We start from the raw sequence: 13,971 nt of genomic DNA, 5'->3' as shown, positions 1-13,971 counted from the left end.
GCCCCCGAACCCTCCGTTCGTGGTCTTTTTTTGCGCTGACGGCAGGTCTCCTGACTTGCGGATCTATGCTTGGCTGGCCTTCCCGAAAGACAAGCTTTCAGTGGCGTGATCAACCTTGCTCACCGCTAACAGTTGCGGGGGCAGTGCCGGATTTTCACCGGCTTCCCTCTTAGCCCTCGACCAGAATCGAAGGAACCGAAGCAACACTATATAGAGTACCCCAAGGGATCATCGTCAATATATAGATTTAAGTTGACATGTGTTTTTTGGAGCCGGCAACACGAAGTGTATCTGGTATTGACTTTCGATCAGTTTAGAGCGGCTTAGCGTCCGAAACCCTATGATTGTGAAACCACGACAATGGTTTTTCGCCCAGGAGATGCGGTCATTTCGCGTCGATAGCGAGGGGCGACTTTTCATGCCAAAGCGGGCTTTCAAGCTGTTCGCAGCGAATACTCGTTCACCATCCAAGGTGCAGGATTGTTGTGTCCGCTTTGGCTGAGCGATACTTCAAATACCACGTTGGGCCAGATGTGACCTTCAATGACACACGAAAGCCGTTTCTCCAGAGCATCTGTTCCTCCTTAATTGCTCCCTGCAAAGCTGTCGTAAGAGTTGGACAATTTGCAATGAGAGAACAGGGTCGCTTTGACAACTTATTTCCCGAGATAAGAGCAGCCAGGTACGCTCGTTGCGGGTCAGAACGTTTTGCGTCTCGCACATTCCACCTACCTCCCAAATATCGCTCGAAGTGTTGCGTGGGATCTTCTGGTTATTCGCGGGTCGCTGTTTTTCGACGCATCTCGTATCGCCTTTAGCCATCCCATTTCATTCGAAGTGACCGGCTCGCCGAAGATTTCAAGTACAGCTTCAGCCGCCGTTTTGCCGATGGCTTGTTCTAGTGCAAGGCACATCAAAAATGCCGGATCGCAGTCCAGGGCAATAGCAAGGGAAGGCACTCTATCCAAGGCAACTTTCGTGCTGCCCAGCTTGATCATAGTAATCATGTTAGGATTCGTGTATCCGGCTTCTTCGGCGATCTTGGCTTGGCTCTTAGTTGGTTTCAGTTCAAGAACTCGGCGCTCAACATACTTTGCCATCTGAGTGTTTTCGTGGGGTTTCTTTGTCATCGCTATTTTCTCAAAAGTAACGCAGCACATGCTGCACATGTTCATTGTAGCGAGGGCATGGATGGGGATGTGTGGCGGGAGCGTTTTAATAATTTGGGAATGATCAAGACTAGGTATTGCACGCAAACGCTGCCCTGCCGCCCGTGCATCGAAGGGGTGTGACACAACCGAAACAAGTCGAGAAATTTTCCGGAGTTTTCTGCATCCCGTCGGCTCGTTGCTATAGCAGAAGCATGAGCGTTGATCTGGAGAAACTGAAAGCCGCATACAGCAAAACGGCTGCCTTGGTTATCGAGGACCCGGTTTACCTGCCGGTCTTCGAGCGGATCGAACGCGAAATTTCCTTTTTCGAAAAACGGGATGACGCAATCCAGAGGGCCAAGGCCATCGCCGAACGCTACAAAGCGGTCGCCTGAATGAGCCGGAGCAGGTGCGCTAGGCTCGCCCCTTTGCCATATCTTTCGCGATCGAGCGCGTGCCCCATGAGATCACGTCGGATGCGCTCATCAACTCCTGCCGCCAACATGCGGTCCTCGAAGCTGTGCCTCAGTCCATAGAGCGTATGCTTTGGTGTCTCCATCAGGCCGTTCTCGCGCAGGAACTTGTTCACGGTCGCCGACAGGCTGGCGGAGCTGTCCCTGTAGCGTGTGAAGCCGTCCGGACGCGCGCGCATTGCTTCTAGGCTGATGCCACAGAGCGGTATCACGCGCCGAGCGTTGGCGGTCTTGAGCTGGCGCACCGCCGGCTCGATGGAAATGTGCGGCACGTTACCGTCTAAGCTTATCTGAGGGGCTGTTAAGGCTGCTAGCTCGCTGGGTCGGGCGCCTGTGTTTATCATGGCCAGCAGGATGCAGCGTGCGTCCTCGTTCAGCCCGTCCAGGGCTCCGGCCTCCAAGATTTTTTCCTTTATCCAGGCGTCCGAAAACGGCGGTCGAGGCTCGGCTTCTCCCTCTTTAAAACTAAGATCAGACAGAGGGAGAATTAGGTTCAAACGCTTCATCTTGTTTACGGTCTTCAGAACGTCGCCGAGATGAATGAGGTCTTTGTTGGCGCTGCCAGGAGAAAGGCCTTCGTTTTCGATCCTGTCTAGCCACCAAGTGCGGAAATCAAGCATATCATCGCCAGTGATCTCGGATATGGGCTTGTCGCCCACGACAGTGACGAAGGTCTTAATGGCCTTCTTTCGAGGGTTCTGCCACTTGCGGACCTGGTCATCGCTCTTACCCAAGGTCTTCTGTCGGGCCAGGTCCCAGTAGAGCTCTAGAGCGCGTGTAATATTGATCGCGGGCTCCTTGGCGCCTCCGAGCAGCGCAGCTGCCTCCCGGAGATCTGGCTTACCCTTGCCCGCCGGAATGGCGTCGATCCGATCCAGAAGCTCGTCAGTAGGTAGTTTGGCGACCCTGTCTACGCGCATGTAGCGGAAGCTGCGCGCCTCTGCGAGTTCTCGAGCCGCTCCAAAGCGCTGCTCGGCATCAGAGGTGTCACCGGCTAGCTTGGCCTCCCACCCGGCCAAAAGCTGCTCCCACGCGGGACCTGCCTTCACCTCAGCCTCGGACATGCTGTCCGTGTGCAATGACTGCCAGATGAACCTGCGTGGTTCGACCAATTCATACCTTTTGGGAACCCTCCTATAGAGGGATAACTTCTTACCTCGGCGTTTAATCGCCATTGTCACCTCGCCACTGATCAGTCGATGTAAAGTAGAATGTACAGCGATTTGTATAGCAAAATAGATCTCAAGGTTGGCGTAGTCTTGAGTGTATAGATAGATTCTTTGAAAAAACAGCGGGTTGCCGCTAGGCCGGAATGATGGGTAATGGCGGAGACGAAGGCTGATTTACAATTCCGTTAAGTGTTTGTTATTGTGTCACTAAAAGAAATAGTTATGGCGAAATACCACATTTCATACCACGTTGAGTTTAATTGTGTCGGGAGTTATGTTGTGGCTGGCTTGAAGCGGACAATCGCTTCCCTCGCAAATAGAGCCAAGCACAAGGTAGCACTTCATCCAAACTACAAGCTGCATATTCTCAGTCCATTGCCGCATGAATCCTAATAGGGATTCCGCCCATTCTTAATAAGAATGAGCGTCCATGATCTTTCTAGAGCTTCGATGGAAAAGGCAGGAAGTGCGTAGACTGCCATATATCGCAGCGCTTTCTGCCTTTTCGCCCCAGACCTGCTGTTCATTGGTACAACTGTCGCTGCGGTGCGACTTCCTCAAAGCCGTCCTTCACACGCGATGCAGCACTGGCACGACCGTTAAAGTCCGCGTCGCGGAAGAAGCGCCACTTCGCTGCGATTGCAGCTCGATCGCACCGAGTATCCGTTTTGCGCAGATAGCGCCCTTTGCAAAGTCGCAGCGGCCAGCCAGGCCCGAAGACGTGACCGGCCCAAAGCAGCCATTAGAGTGTCTTGCAGCAAACGGCGCCTATGAGCCCATTTTGCCGGATGCTGCACCGCGCACTAAGGTCTGGTTACTATAGTGCTGTTTTCATCATGAATATGCCAAGTGCCCCGAACAAAGTGCCAAAGAGCGCTTCACTGGTCTTTTGGAATTGCTGATATAGGCCTCGTGCGCGGCCTGTGGAGAACAAGCAGCCATAGGTTCCATAGATTGCAAAGATGATGATTGTCGATCCTGTTGTGAACATCAAAAGAAGTGTCCAGTCGGTGATTGCGGGCCCGACGAGCGTCGAAAGCGATGCCCAAAGTAGAGCAACCTTGGGGTTGGTAGATGTGACCGTCAGACCATGTAAAAAGTCGTGCCACACCCCGCGCCCCTTGATGGGCGCGATCTGTCCGCCTTTTCCGGTTAGCGCAGCGCGCCATCCTTTGAAGCCAAGCCACAGAAGGTATGCTCCACCGAATAGGCCCATGATGTGCAGGAGGGCCGGATAAGCATCAAATAAAGTTCCAAGTCCTACGGCTGTTAGAAATGACCATAGAAACGCACCGCAGGCTAAGCCCGCCGCAACAACCAATGCAGCGCTCCTGCCCGAACCAAGACCGCGCGATGCAACGGCAACGAGGTTTGGTCCAGGCGAGATCGCCGCCGTGGCGAGGGCAGCCCATGCTGTAAAAATAAGTGAAATCATGAGTGGGCCTTTTGGCTGTCCTCTGGGGATTGCGCGCGATCAAACATGCCGTAATCGCGGATGACGCGTGCGATGCGCAGCCGATAATCGTTGAATACGCCGCTTCGCCCCTTCGTCTGCGCCTCGCGATGCGCGCTCAGAGTGCGCCAGCGTGCGATTGCGTCCTCGTCTTCGAAAAACGACAGGGAAAGCACCTTGCGCGGATCGGTAAAGCTCTGAAATCTCTCGACCGAGATGAACCCCTCGATCTCATTCAACAACGGTCTCATCTCGGCGGCGATGTCGAGATAATCACCCTTGCACCCCTCGGCTGGTTCGACTTCGAAAATCACCGCGATCATGCGCCACGTCCATGCGGGGCTGACGCGAGCTTGAGCCATGTCCGATCCTCGCGGAGCAGAAACTTCTCTTTCTGGGCGAACTCGTAGTTCTCGCGGCCCAACGGATCCGCAGATAGGCGCGCCCGATAGGCTTCATAGTCGGCAAGGCTTTCCACATTGTAGATGCCGTAAGCCAGCGTCGATGACCCTTCATGGGGGGCGTAATAGCCGATCAGGTCCGCGCCACATCGCGGGATCGCTTCGCCCCAATTGCGGGAATATTCTTCAAACTGTGCCTTCTTGGTAGGGTCGATTTGGTAGCGAATGATACAGGTCAACATGGTGGAATCCTCTCGGTACGTTTTCTACGGTCTACTGGATTGCAGCAAAGAGATGCTTCGATTATGGTCGAACTATGAAAGAAGGTCCTGATATCGCTCATGTCGCCGCTCTGATCGGTGATCCTGCCCGTGCCAACATGCTAACCGCGCTGATGAGCGGGAAGGCCCTGACCGTGAGCGAATTGGCAGAGGAAGCGGGCGTCACCATTCAGACAGCCAGCTCCCATCTGTCGAAGCTCGATGGAGGCGGTCTGCTGCGACCTCGTAAACAGGGGCGGCACAAGTATTTTTCTCTCGCCAACGACGAAGTTGCGCATGTTCTGGAAGGTTTGATGGGTTTGGCCGCAGGATCAGGACATCTGCGCAAGCGCACCGGACCGAAAGATGCTGAGTTGCGGCGGGCACGCGTCTGCTACAATCATCTTGCGGGTGATATGGGCACGCAGATGTTCGACAGCCTGATCGCGCAGGACCATCTGATCCTCGACGGGGACGATCTAAAGCTAACACGTTCCGGCCAAGCTTTTGTGACAGACCTCGGAATTGATCTGGCGGATTTACGCAAAAGCAAATCACCTCTTTGCCGAGAATGTTTGGATTGGAGTGAGCGCAGGTCACATCTAGCGGGGAGTCTTGGCCGCGCGTTCCTTAGCCGGTTTGAAGATCTGTCGTGGGCCAGACGCGATCAGAAAACGCGCGTGGTTTCGTTCTCGGCAAATGGAACCAAAGAATTTGAGAAACTATTTTCTGTTGATTGAACTTATTTGAAAATCGGGAACCGGGCATTGGTGCGGGCGCAGTGAAAACTCACTTTGTCCGCGTCTGTGGTTTCCGTGTCAGCTGCAGCGAAAGTACGGTAACGGCTCCGCTCGAAATCATGCCTGCGAATAGCCGGTCTGACGACAATTGCAGCAATGCAGAGGACCACCTGCTGAGAGTGCGAGGAAATGCTGCGCCAGCAATAGCCGCAGCTGCATTAGGCCGCTTTGTCTCGCACTGCCGACCTATAACTCGCCAAAATGCTGCACCCGAGCGCCAACGGCAGCTTTAGGAAAATTGCAATGCAGCGTTTTGGCTTCCCGCTAGCGACAGTAGTGGGCCGAAAGGCGAACTTTGCAAAGTCAGCTTCCTGCGCAATGCTGCCGTCGGCGCCTGGCCGAGGTGGACCTCTTGGTCAGTGATTAGAGATGAAACTGCCGGATGCCCGCTCCCAGCCCGAAGCAGACGTGATCCGCATCGTTGCTGGTTCCAGTCCAAACCCAAAGGTGGGCAGATTCCGGAAGTTGGCTGCGCGTTGCTCAAAGGTATGCAACGCGGGACAAACCCGACCTTGCACTTTAGCCCTTCGCTCGCGCAGCGTCCGTATGCGCTTGTAGCACCTTTCTTACTGCTATGCTAAACACGCCTTCAAAGAATTCACCGATTGTGCTTTGCAAAGCGATCTACGTATTGAAATAATCAGACCAAGCTCGAGGCTGTATCAGTCATTCGCTTTGCCCAATTCAAGTAAAAAGGAAGCACCAAATCTATGCCACTTCTCACCACGCACGTCGGGTCACTTCCACGAACTCAAGAAGTCGTGGATTTCTTGTTCGCTAGAGAGCGCGGAGAAACATACGACCAAGCGCAGTTTGATGCGACGATGACCAAGGCGGTCGATGAAAACGTGCGCCGCCAAGTCGAGGCTGGCGTCGACATTGTCAGTGACGGCGAAGCTTCGAAGATCTCGTACTCAACCTACGTCAAAGATCGTTACACAGGGTTTTCCGGGGACAGCCCGCGCAATGCGCCCGCAGATCTCAAGCTCTTCCCCAGCTATATGGAACGGCTTTCAAAGAGCGGTGGTACGGCCACCTATTCTCGCCCGCAATGCACAGGTGAGATCATGTCTATGGGGCATGACGACCTAAATAAGGACATCGCAAACCTCAAGGCTGCCATGGAGAAACATGGCGTTAAGCGTGGGTTCATGAATGCGGCTTCTCCTGGCGTGGTCGCATTGTTTTTGCCCAACCAACATTACCCGTCTCGCGAGGCGTATCTTGAAGCGTTGGCCGACGCCTTGAAGGCCGAATACGAAACGATTGTGGCCGCAGGATTGGATGTCCAACTAGATTGCCCAGACCTAGCTCTCTCCAGGCAGATGCTCTTCTCGGAGCTCTCCGATGATGAATTCATCAAGATTGCCAAGGTGAACGTCGAGGTGATGAACCATGCGTTGCGCGATGTCCCACGCGAAAAGGTCCGCGTACACGCCTGTTGGGGGAACTATGAAGGCCCGCATGTGTTGGACCTTGCGATGGACAAAGTGTTCAGCACGTTGATGTCCATCGACGCCAAGTATCTCTCATTTGAGAATGCCAATCCGCGCCATGGTCACGAGTGGAAGGTTTTCCGCGCCCGCAAGGACGAGATACCGGAAGACAAAGTTCTGCTGCCAGGTGTTATCGACACGACGACTAACTTCGTCGAGCACCCCGAGCTTGTCGCGGATCGGTTGGCCCGTTTCACTGATATCGTTGGCGAAGATCGTGTAATTGCTTGTAGCGACTGCGGGTTTGGAACCTTTGCAGGGTACGGCGCGGTAGACCCCGAGATTGCTTATGCAAAGCTTGGAGCCATGGCCGAGGGCGCTTCGCTGAAGGTCGCTGAGCCCGTCTAACAACAGATCCGCCCGGCTTGGTATTTTGCGGACTTGCGTGGTTTGGACAAATTACGTCGGTTCCAGCACTGATCCCGCCTAGGCCGTCTGATGTGTTGAGCACAAGTATGAGGCGTGAGTTCGCCCCGCCAGAGTTTTCACAAGAGGGAAGTATGCAGAAATTCAATATGGGGCATGTTCCTCCGGTCGCGTTTGGCAACGGGCGCATGTCCAATGTGCCAGAAATAGCGGCGCGTTTGGGGCAAGGGCCGGTACTTGTCATTGCGGATGCGGTTCTTGCTGACCTTGGCGTCACCGATCAACTGGCTCAAGTACTTGGCTCAAAGGGAAAGTCGTTTGAGGTTGCTGCGACTGTCTCGGGCGAGCCAAAAGAAGCGCTTGTGAACGATCTGTGCGAGCAGGCGCGTGCGCTAGACGCAGCCGTGATCGTGGGAATGGGCGGGGGCGCCGCGATGGACGCCGCCAAGCTTACAGCAGCCATTGCGCGATCGGGCCAACGCGCAGAAACCTTTGCGCTGGCGGCGCAACCTTTGCCGGGAAACGCCATTCCTTCGATCGCTATTCCGACCACGGCAGGGACCGGGTCTGAGGTTACGCGAACGTCGGTTATTTCAAGGGCAGATGGTTCCAAGATCTGGTTCTGGGGGGAGGAGTTGATGTTCTCTCAGGCAGTACTAGACCCACAGTTGACCCTCAGTTTACCGCCCCACATTACGGCATGGACTGGAATTGACGCCGTCGCGCACGCACTTGAAGGCGCGACGTCTCGCACCACCAGCCCAGCTGGCCAGCTTTACGGGCTCGAAGCGCTGCGTATTTTGACCGATGATCTTCCAAAGGTCGTGGACGACGGCTCTAATCTCGAAGCACGGGGTCGTGTTCTTTGGGCAAGCTTGGTCGCCGGACTGGCTTTGCACAATTGCAACACGCATATGGGTCACAATATCAGCCACGCCCTTGGCTCGATTGTTCGTATCCATCACGGGTTGGCGACAGGCCTTGCGCTGGAAGCAAGCCTGCCATGGCTCACTGCCCGGCCCGAGGGGGCGTCGAACTATGCAATGGCCTCTAGGGCAATGGCGGGTGAGGAAACGGCTGACGCGCTGCCTGGTCGGATGTCGGCGTTGATGCGTGCGTGCGGGATTGCGCCTGAGTTGCCCGCGGAATGTGCCGGTGTTTCCAAAACGGAATTGGCCGTCGAAATGAAGAACGACGCGAATATCGGTATGGCGCAAAACTCTGCATGTCCGATGACGCATGAGGATATCGACGAACTGGCTGGCTTGATGATGCAGAAAGGCGTCGCCGCCGCTGCTTAGCCGCCTTTGAACCGGTTTACGAAACCGCCGTCGGGACAACACACGAGACGCTATCCAAATTTATGAGCTATGTTCTGTTTTCCTTTCCTGATTGCGCGAGCCATGTCATCCGCATGGCTCTCGAGGAAATAGGCGCAGCTTACCGAGATGAAGTCGTTGATATGCATCGAGGTGCACATCAAAGCCCTGAATTCCTAAAGCTAAATCCACGTGGGATGGTTCCTGTTCTTGCCGACGAAAGCACTGGTGTCACCCTGTCTGAAACCGGTGCGATCCTTCAGTATTTGGCAGAGCAAGAGGGAGCACTTTCTCCAGCTATTTCAGACCGCGCTCAGCGAGCCTTGTTCCTAAAAACGCTCTACTTCCTGTCGAACACACTGCATGCAGATGCCCAAATCCAATACTAAACAGAGCGATACGTTGGTGAAAGCCGAGCCGAAAGCGTGCGGCCATTCATCAAAAAGCGTATGAGGTCACACTATGAGATCTTGGATGCCCAAATAAGAGACACTGGTGGGCCATGGTTACTGGGCGCGAACTTGAGCGTTTGTGATTTCTATTTGGCTGGCTGCGTGCGTTGGTCGTTGGTCGCTCCAAGGCACGACCCGCTAGAACGGGGCGCAGTGACGTCACTGCCAAATCTGCGAGCACTGCTGGAACGTTTAGAGACGCGAGATAGTGTCATCCGCGCTTTCGCGGCGGAAGACACGCCCAGATCCGCGTTCTTCTTGGGCCCCGTCCGATCAGAAAGAACCCGGAACGCAGGCAACATGCCTTGGGATTTAGGCTAAAGCGCAAGCAGGTAAGACCAGACCAATCTTGGAACACGCTTTTTCATCCTCGGTAGAGGCGCGCCTGAGGTCAAAGTCGCTGTAGCTTTGAGGCATCGCCGGAAGCGTTCTCAAAAAATCGTCAGAATGTCGTTTAGTCTGATGTCCGAGGCCTGCTTATGAATCAATGCGCTGATCTCACGAAAGCCCAGAGTAACGATCCGAATTTCAGTTGCCGGACCCTCACATCCCGGATCGGTACATACCGTCTCTCGCACCGACACCAAACACTGAACGCCTCCGCCCAACTGCTCGCGCACCAATCGCTTGACCCGATGTGTGTGCCAAAAGCCTTGGGCCTTGTGCATGAGTGCCTTCTGCATGGCTAGGTGCCTACTTCGCCGAGAGGCATTGCCATCTGCGCCCCATCACTACGCGCAGGGACCTCCGCATGGGCTTGGAATTCGCGCCAAAACCTATCGAGTTTAGGGATTGCCACCGTGGTGAGGCCAAGGTTCCCCATCCACCTGAGCAGATGATGCGGGTTTTTGAGGTCGCTCTCCATGGTTCCGGAACGGGTTGTGAGAACCACCTTAGTCTCGCCTGATACCAAAACAGCGTCTGTCCCGTCGGGGATCGCGTCTCCGCTTTCCAACGAAACAACCAACTCTGGCACCCCAAAATGAACGCGATGGAAAAAGCCGGACATCATTGCCTCAGCGTCTGCACTGCAAACTCCAACCACAACATCAATTCCAGCCTCCTGGAGCGTCGCAAATCCGCCGCCATTTACGCGTGGATCGGGATCTTGAACGGCGCAAACCACACGCGCAATGCCTGCACCGATGATCGCGTCCGTACACGGCGGCGTTCTTCCCCAATGGCAGCACGGCTCCAGCGTCACAAAGAGCGTGGCTCCGTCTGCCATTTGACCGGCTTGCTCAATCGCCTTGCGCTCTGCATGGGGACGGCCGCCGGGATGTGTGGCCGCCTCAGAAACAACTGCGCCGTGTTTTACAATCACGCAGCCCACAGGTGGGTTAGGCCAAACGTGACCTCGCACCTCACGCGCCAAGACCAATGCGCGTTCCATCCATGCTTGATCAGAGTTGGGTTGGGTTCGGGACATCACCATAAACCTTCATGGGATCAAAGGTCTTGTCGCTTTCCACAAATTGAAGCGGTTGCCCTGCGTTTTCAGCTGTTGGCACAGCGCGGTAGAAACAGGACCGATATCCAACATGACAGGACGCGCCGGACCCAGCGACCTCTACCTTGAGCCAGACCGCATCTTGGTCGTCATCAATTCGCGCCTCAACAACCTTTTGCACCAAATCTGACGTCGCGCCCTTGTGCCAAAGCACCTGGCGCGCGCGGCTGAAGTAATGCGCTTCCCCAGTTTCAATCGTGAGCTTCAGGGCTTCGTCATTCATCCAGCCCAGCATCAGCACCTCACCACTCTGCGCATCCGTAGTGATGCACGGCATCAACCCATGGCTATCGAATTTGGGGGCGAAGTCTGTGCTTTCCTCGACTTGTTCAACGGACGTTCGAGACTGGAATTCGATTTCGCTCATAGGATCGCCTTGTGAAGTGTTACTTTATAACATAATGCTATTCGCGCAGAATCGCAGGATTGTAAAGAGGACGAGCACGCCCATGGACACCACAGACACGCGTATCCCGGTCACTTTGCTGACAGGCTTTCTTGGCGCCGGGAAGACCACCGTTTTGAACCACTTGATCAATGACCCAGAAGCAGGCCGGATTGCTGTGATCATGAACGAATTCGGCGCGGCTGGCCTTGACCATGATTTGATCGAAGCGTCGACCGAGGAAACGATCCTCATGCAGTCGGGATGTCTCTGCTGCACGTTCCGCGGCGATATCTCAAAGACCCTCGGCGCGCTCATGGCGCGCAAGAAGCGCAATGAACTCAGCTTTGACCGGATCGTTATTGAGACGACGGGCATCGCAGATCCCGCCCCGATCTTACACACGTTGGTTATGGACGATCTGATTGCGCCTTATTTCCGGGTGGACGGCGTGGTCACGCTTGCCGATGCTGCGGCTGGCCCCGCAACGCTGGACGCCCATTCCGAAGCCGTCAGCCAGATTGCCATGGCAGATCGTATTGTCGTCACGAAAACAGATTTGGTATCGGAGGATGATGTCGCTGCTTTTGAAACCCGTCTGGCCGATCTGAACGGCAGGGCCAAGCCCATTACTGCAGATCGCGGCGCTGTGCCGGTCGGCGGTTTGTTTGGGATTTCGGCGATGCGCGAAGATGTCTCGGCAGAGGACATCGCAGCCTGGATTGGCAACAGCAGCGCGCCACAGGACGCCGCGAATGGCACAGCCTTGCAAGCGCGTCATGACCATTGCATAACCTCAGCCTCCATCGAGATCGAAGCGCCAATTTCTGCCAATGCGTTCGACTTTTGGCTCGACATGCTGCTCGCGTTTAAGGGTCCCGACATCTTACGCATGAAAGGGATTGTGCACGTTGATGACATGCCTTGGCCTTTTGTCTTCCACGGCGTGCAACACATCTTTGATGCGCCTGTTCCGCTGAAAAACTGGAGCGGGCAAGATGCGACCAGCCGGGTCGTCGTGATTGCTCGAAACATGAGCCAGGACGACCTTGACGCCAGCCTGAACATGCTCCGTATGAAGCCAAAGGAAGTCGAAACAACCGCCGACGGAATGGTCCACGAAACCGCCCCGATGCCGTTCTGACAGATGCTGCAGTTATTCAATTCCATGGGTCGCAAGGTTGAGCCGTTTGTTCCAAGTGATCCCGAACACGCGCGGATGTATGTCTGCGGCCCAACGGTGTATTCATACGCGCATATCGGCAATGCACGACCGGCAGTTGTTTTCGACGTTCTGGCGCGGGTGCTACGCAGGCAAGTGCCAAAGCTCACCTATGCCCGCAACATCACCGATGTGGACGACAAGATCATCGCCGCGGCGGCTTCGAGAGCGGTGAGTTGCGACGCGATTTCAACCGAGTTCACGAAGGCCTATCACGAAGACCTTGCAGCGCTGGGTGTCGCCCCACCGGACATTGAGCCGCACGCGACGGCGCATATCGGGCCAATGATCGAGATGATTGAAGGCCTCATCGCAGAGGGCAAAGCCTACGCGGCGGAGGGTCATGTGCTCTATCACATTCCCGCCTTCCCGGACTACGGCAGGCTCTCAGGTGCGAACCCAGACGAGATGCTTGCGGGGGCGCGGGTAGAGGTCGCACCGTGGAAGCGGGACCCGCGCGATTTTGTACTTTGGAAGCCATCCGACGCCGACCAACTCGGCTGGGAGAGCCCGTGGGGCTTTGGACGCCCCGGCTGGCACATTGAGTGTTCTGCCATGATCCGCGCGCATTTGGGCGAGCAGATTGACATCCACGGCGGCGGCATTGATCTGCGCTTCCCGCATCATGAAAACGAGATTGCACAAGGCACCAAGGCACGGTTCTGGGTCCACAATGGCCATGTGACCGTGTCAGGGGCGAAGATGTCCAAGTCGCTCGGCAATGTTCTCTTGGTGCGCGATCTCTTGAAGGAAGCTCCCGGCGAGGCGATCCGCTATGCGCTCCTATCCGCACACTATCGCCAACCGCTCGACTGGACGCCAGAGACACCAAAGGCCGCGCGCTCGGCGCTGAACCGGCTCTACGGCACGCTGCGCGATCAGCCGGCGGCAGAGCCATCGCCGGATGATATGGCCCCTGTGCTGACCGCGCTTGATGATGACTTGAACACGCCGGCTGCCTTCGCCGCGCTGCATGCACTTGCCGCGCAAGTGCATTCTGAAGCCGACCCAAGCCGTCGCGCCCAGATCGCGGCAGGCCTGCGCGAGGCGGGCAGTTTCCTTGGTCTCCTTCAGCAGGATCCAATTGCTTGGGCGCATGCGGGCGCTGGCGAGGTCGATCACATCGAAGCGCTGGTTGCTCAGCGGGCGCAAGCGCGCTTTGATCGCGATTGGTCGCGTGCCGACGAATTGCGCGATCAACTACTAGAGATGGGCGTAGAAGTTGAAGACTCTGGCCGCGAGAGCCGTTGGAGGATGCGCGCATGAGGGCTTTCTTTGTGCGGCTCCTTATCCTTCCAATCCGTGGCTATCGGTTGATCCTGTCGCCTTGGATTGGGCATTCTTGCCGCTTTCAACCAAGCTGTTCTGTCTATGCGATCGAAGCCCTGGAAACCCATGGGCCCGTCCGTGGGCTTTGGTTGACGCTTCACCGTCTGGCACGCTGTAATCCATGGGGCGGGTCAGGGTTCGATCCTGTGCCGCCTGTCGACAACCCGCGCATGAAATGAAGCGAA

At 55.7% G+C, this 13,971-nt stretch carries 17 protein-coding genes and 1 riboswitch; of the genes, 9 read left to right on the top strand and 8 right to left on the bottom strand.

Annotated elements, in window-relative coordinates; translation table 11 throughout:
• Positions 1 to 22: 22 nt before the first annotated feature.
• Positions 23 to 215: riboswitch (cobalamin riboswitch) on the bottom strand.
• Positions 216 to 728: 513 nt separating this feature from the next.
• Positions 729 to 1,130: an XRE family transcriptional regulator gene (locus tag SIB38_RS19270; RefSeq protein WP_412550851.1), complete on the bottom strand. Its 402-nt coding sequence runs from the start codon at positions 1,128 to 1,130 to the stop codon at positions 729 to 731.
• 233 nt (positions 1,131 to 1,363) lie between these two features.
• On the opposite strand from SIB38_RS19270, the gene SIB38_RS19265 reads away from it, so the two are divergent.
• Positions 1,364 to 1,546, top strand: a complete 183-nt coding sequence (locus SIB38_RS19265; RefSeq protein WP_294116518.1) for a hypothetical protein — start codon at positions 1,364 to 1,366, stop codon at positions 1,544 to 1,546.
• Here the strand turns inward: SIB38_RS19265 and SIB38_RS19260 are convergent.
• The 4 genes from SIB38_RS19260 to SIB38_RS19245 form a co-directional block, all read right to left on the bottom strand.
• A complete protein-coding gene (locus SIB38_RS19260; protein ID WP_412550850.1) occupies positions 1,528 to 2,799 on the bottom strand; it encodes a tyrosine-type recombinase/integrase in 1,272 nt (423 codons plus the stop codon). The two genes, SIB38_RS19265 and SIB38_RS19260, sit on opposite strands and share 19 nt — an antisense overlap.
• An 811-nt stretch (positions 2,800 to 3,610) precedes the next feature.
• Positions 3,611 to 4,228 carry a LysE family translocator gene (locus SIB38_RS19255; RefSeq protein ID WP_412550849.1) on the bottom strand — a complete coding sequence of 206 codons (618 nt, stop codon included), beginning with the start codon at positions 4,226 to 4,228 and terminating at the stop codon, positions 3,611 to 3,613.
• Positions 4,225 to 4,569, bottom strand: a complete 345-nt coding sequence (locus SIB38_RS19250) for an antibiotic biosynthesis monooxygenase family protein (RefSeq protein ID WP_412550848.1) — start codon at positions 4,567 to 4,569, stop codon at positions 4,225 to 4,227. The genes SIB38_RS19255 and SIB38_RS19250 overlap by 4 nt, the downstream gene beginning before the upstream one ends.
• Positions 4,566 to 4,889 carry an NIPSNAP family protein gene (locus tag SIB38_RS19245; RefSeq protein ID WP_412550847.1) on the bottom strand — a complete coding sequence of 108 codons (324 nt, stop codon included), beginning with the start codon at positions 4,887 to 4,889 and terminating at the stop codon, positions 4,566 to 4,568. Before SIB38_RS19245 ends, SIB38_RS19250 begins: the two co-directional genes overlap by 4 nt.
• A gap of 74 nt (positions 4,890 to 4,963) precedes the next feature.
• Here SIB38_RS19245 and SIB38_RS19240 point away from each other — a divergent pair, with 74 nt between their 5' ends.
• The 5 genes from SIB38_RS19240 (at position 4,964) to SIB38_RS19220 (ending at position 9,661) form a co-directional block, all read left to right on the top strand.
• Positions 4,964 to 5,647, top strand: coding sequence for an ArsR/SmtB family transcription factor (locus SIB38_RS19240; RefSeq protein WP_412550846.1), 684 nt, complete (start codon positions 4,964 to 4,966; stop codon positions 5,645 to 5,647).
• Positions 5,648 to 6,417: 770 nt separating this feature from the next.
• Positions 6,418 to 7,551 carry a cobalamin-independent methionine synthase II family protein gene (locus tag SIB38_RS19235; RefSeq protein WP_294119340.1) on the top strand — a complete coding sequence of 378 codons (1,134 nt, stop codon included), beginning with the start codon at positions 6,418 to 6,420 and terminating at the stop codon, positions 7,549 to 7,551.
• Between the two features lie 152 nt (positions 7,552 to 7,703).
• Positions 7,704 to 8,870, top strand: a complete 1,167-nt coding sequence (locus SIB38_RS19230) for an iron-containing alcohol dehydrogenase (RefSeq protein WP_412550845.1) — start codon at positions 7,704 to 7,706, stop codon at positions 8,868 to 8,870.
• Between the two features lie 62 nt (positions 8,871 to 8,932).
• Positions 8,933 to 9,277, top strand: coding sequence for a glutathione S-transferase family protein (locus SIB38_RS19225; RefSeq protein WP_412550844.1), 345 nt, complete (start codon positions 8,933 to 8,935; stop codon positions 9,275 to 9,277).
• A 36-nt stretch (positions 9,278 to 9,313) separates the two neighbouring features.
• Positions 9,314 to 9,661 carry a glutathione S-transferase family protein gene (locus tag SIB38_RS19220; RefSeq protein WP_366011450.1) on the top strand — a complete coding sequence of 116 codons (348 nt, stop codon included), beginning with the start codon at positions 9,314 to 9,316 and terminating at the stop codon, positions 9,659 to 9,661.
• 110 nt (positions 9,662 to 9,771) lie between these two features.
• On the opposite strand, the gene SIB38_RS19215 is transcribed toward SIB38_RS19220, so the two are convergent.
• The 3 genes from SIB38_RS19215 to hisI are packed head-to-tail and all read right to left on the bottom strand — an operon-like array spanning position 9,772 to position 11,217.
• Complete coding sequence (locus tag SIB38_RS19215) at positions 9,772 to 10,023, bottom strand: hypothetical protein (protein WP_412550843.1); 252 nt, start codon at positions 10,021 to 10,023, stop codon at positions 9,772 to 9,774.
• A gap of 2 nt (positions 10,024 to 10,025) precedes the next feature.
• On the bottom strand, positions 10,026 to 10,733 hold the full coding sequence (gene ribD, locus SIB38_RS19210; RefSeq protein ID WP_412550842.1) for a bifunctional diaminohydroxyphosphoribosylaminopyrimidine deaminase/5-amino-6-(5-phosphoribosylamino)uracil reductase RibD: 708 nt from the start codon (positions 10,731 to 10,733) through the stop codon (positions 10,026 to 10,028).
• Positions 10,734 to 10,743: 10 nt separating this feature from the next.
• Positions 10,744 to 11,217: a phosphoribosyl-AMP cyclohydrolase gene (hisI, locus tag SIB38_RS19205; protein ID WP_294119331.1), complete on the bottom strand. Its 474-nt coding sequence runs from the start codon at positions 11,215 to 11,217 to the stop codon at positions 10,744 to 10,746.
• An 82-nt stretch (positions 11,218 to 11,299) separates the two neighbouring features.
• Here hisI and SIB38_RS19200 point away from each other — a divergent pair, with 82 nt between their 5' ends.
• From SIB38_RS19200 to yidD, 3 genes are read left to right on the top strand one after another with little or no spacing between them, the layout of a single operon-like run.
• On the top strand, positions 11,300 to 12,379 hold the full coding sequence (locus SIB38_RS19200; RefSeq protein WP_412550841.1) for a CobW family GTP-binding protein: 1,080 nt from the start codon (positions 11,300 to 11,302) through the stop codon (positions 12,377 to 12,379).
• A 3-nt stretch (positions 12,380 to 12,382) separates the two neighbouring features.
• On the top strand, positions 12,383 to 13,723 hold the full coding sequence (gene cysS, locus SIB38_RS19195) for a cysteine--tRNA ligase (protein ID WP_412550840.1): 1,341 nt from the start codon (positions 12,383 to 12,385) through the stop codon (positions 13,721 to 13,723).
• On the top strand, positions 13,720 to 13,965 hold the full coding sequence (gene yidD / locus SIB38_RS19190) for a membrane protein insertion efficiency factor YidD (RefSeq protein ID WP_294119326.1): 246 nt from the start codon (positions 13,720 to 13,722) through the stop codon (positions 13,963 to 13,965). The genes cysS and yidD overlap by 4 nt, the downstream gene beginning before the upstream one ends.
• Positions 13,966 to 13,971: the final 6 nt, after the last annotated feature.

Origin of the sequence: Shimia sp. MIT910701, from assembly GCF_047126315.1 — a bacterium.
Taxonomy (GTDB): Bacteria; Pseudomonadota; Alphaproteobacteria; order Rhodobacterales; family Rhodobacteraceae; genus Shimia.
The sequence above is the reverse complement of the archived record's forward strand: the minus strand, read 5'-3'. Positions and strand labels throughout refer to the sequence as shown.

Excerpts from the sequence above, each read along its gene's own strand:
- SIB38_RS19270 (WP_412550851.1), bottom strand. The coding sequence starts at position 1,130 with ATGACAAAGAAACCCCACGAAAACACTCAGATGGCAAAGTATGTTGAG.
- SIB38_RS19265 (WP_294116518.1), top strand. The coding sequence starts at position 1,364 with ATGAGCGTTGATCTGGAGAAACTGAAAGCCGCATACAGCAAAACGGCT.
- SIB38_RS19260 (WP_412550850.1), bottom strand. The coding sequence starts at position 2,799 with ATGGCGATTAAACGCCGAGGTAAGAAGTTATCCCTCTATAGGAGGGTT.
- SIB38_RS19255 (WP_412550849.1), bottom strand. The coding sequence starts at position 4,228 with ATGATTTCACTTATTTTTACAGCATGGGCTGCCCTCGCCACGGCGGCG.
- SIB38_RS19250 (WP_412550848.1), bottom strand. The coding sequence starts at position 4,569 with ATGATCGCGGTGATTTTCGAAGTCGAACCAGCCGAGGGGTGCAAGGGT.
- SIB38_RS19245 (WP_412550847.1), bottom strand. The coding sequence starts at position 4,889 with ATGTTGACCTGTATCATTCGCTACCAAATCGACCCTACCAAGAAGGCA.
- SIB38_RS19240 (WP_412550846.1), top strand. The coding sequence starts at position 4,964 with ATGAAAGAAGGTCCTGATATCGCTCATGTCGCCGCTCTGATCGGTGAT.
- SIB38_RS19235 (WP_294119340.1), top strand. The coding sequence starts at position 6,418 with ATGCCACTTCTCACCACGCACGTCGGGTCACTTCCACGAACTCAAGAA.
- SIB38_RS19230 (WP_412550845.1), top strand. The coding sequence starts at position 7,704 with ATGCAGAAATTCAATATGGGGCATGTTCCTCCGGTCGCGTTTGGCAAC.
- SIB38_RS19225 (WP_412550844.1), top strand. The coding sequence starts at position 8,933 with ATGAGCTATGTTCTGTTTTCCTTTCCTGATTGCGCGAGCCATGTCATC.
- SIB38_RS19215 (WP_412550843.1), bottom strand. The coding sequence starts at position 10,023 with ATGCAGAAGGCACTCATGCACAAGGCCCAAGGCTTTTGGCACACACAT.
- ribD (WP_412550842.1), bottom strand. The coding sequence starts at position 10,733 with ATGGAACGCGCATTGGTCTTGGCGCGTGAGGTGCGAGGTCACGTTTGG.
- hisI (WP_294119331.1), bottom strand. The coding sequence starts at position 11,217 with ATGAGCGAAATCGAATTCCAGTCTCGAACGTCCGTTGAACAAGTCGAG.
- SIB38_RS19200 (WP_412550841.1), top strand. The coding sequence starts at position 11,300 with ATGGACACCACAGACACGCGTATCCCGGTCACTTTGCTGACAGGCTTT.
- cysS (WP_412550840.1), top strand. The coding sequence starts at position 12,383 with ATGCTGCAGTTATTCAATTCCATGGGTCGCAAGGTTGAGCCGTTTGTT.
- yidD (WP_294119326.1), top strand. The coding sequence starts at position 13,720 with ATGAGGGCTTTCTTTGTGCGGCTCCTTATCCTTCCAATCCGTGGCTAT.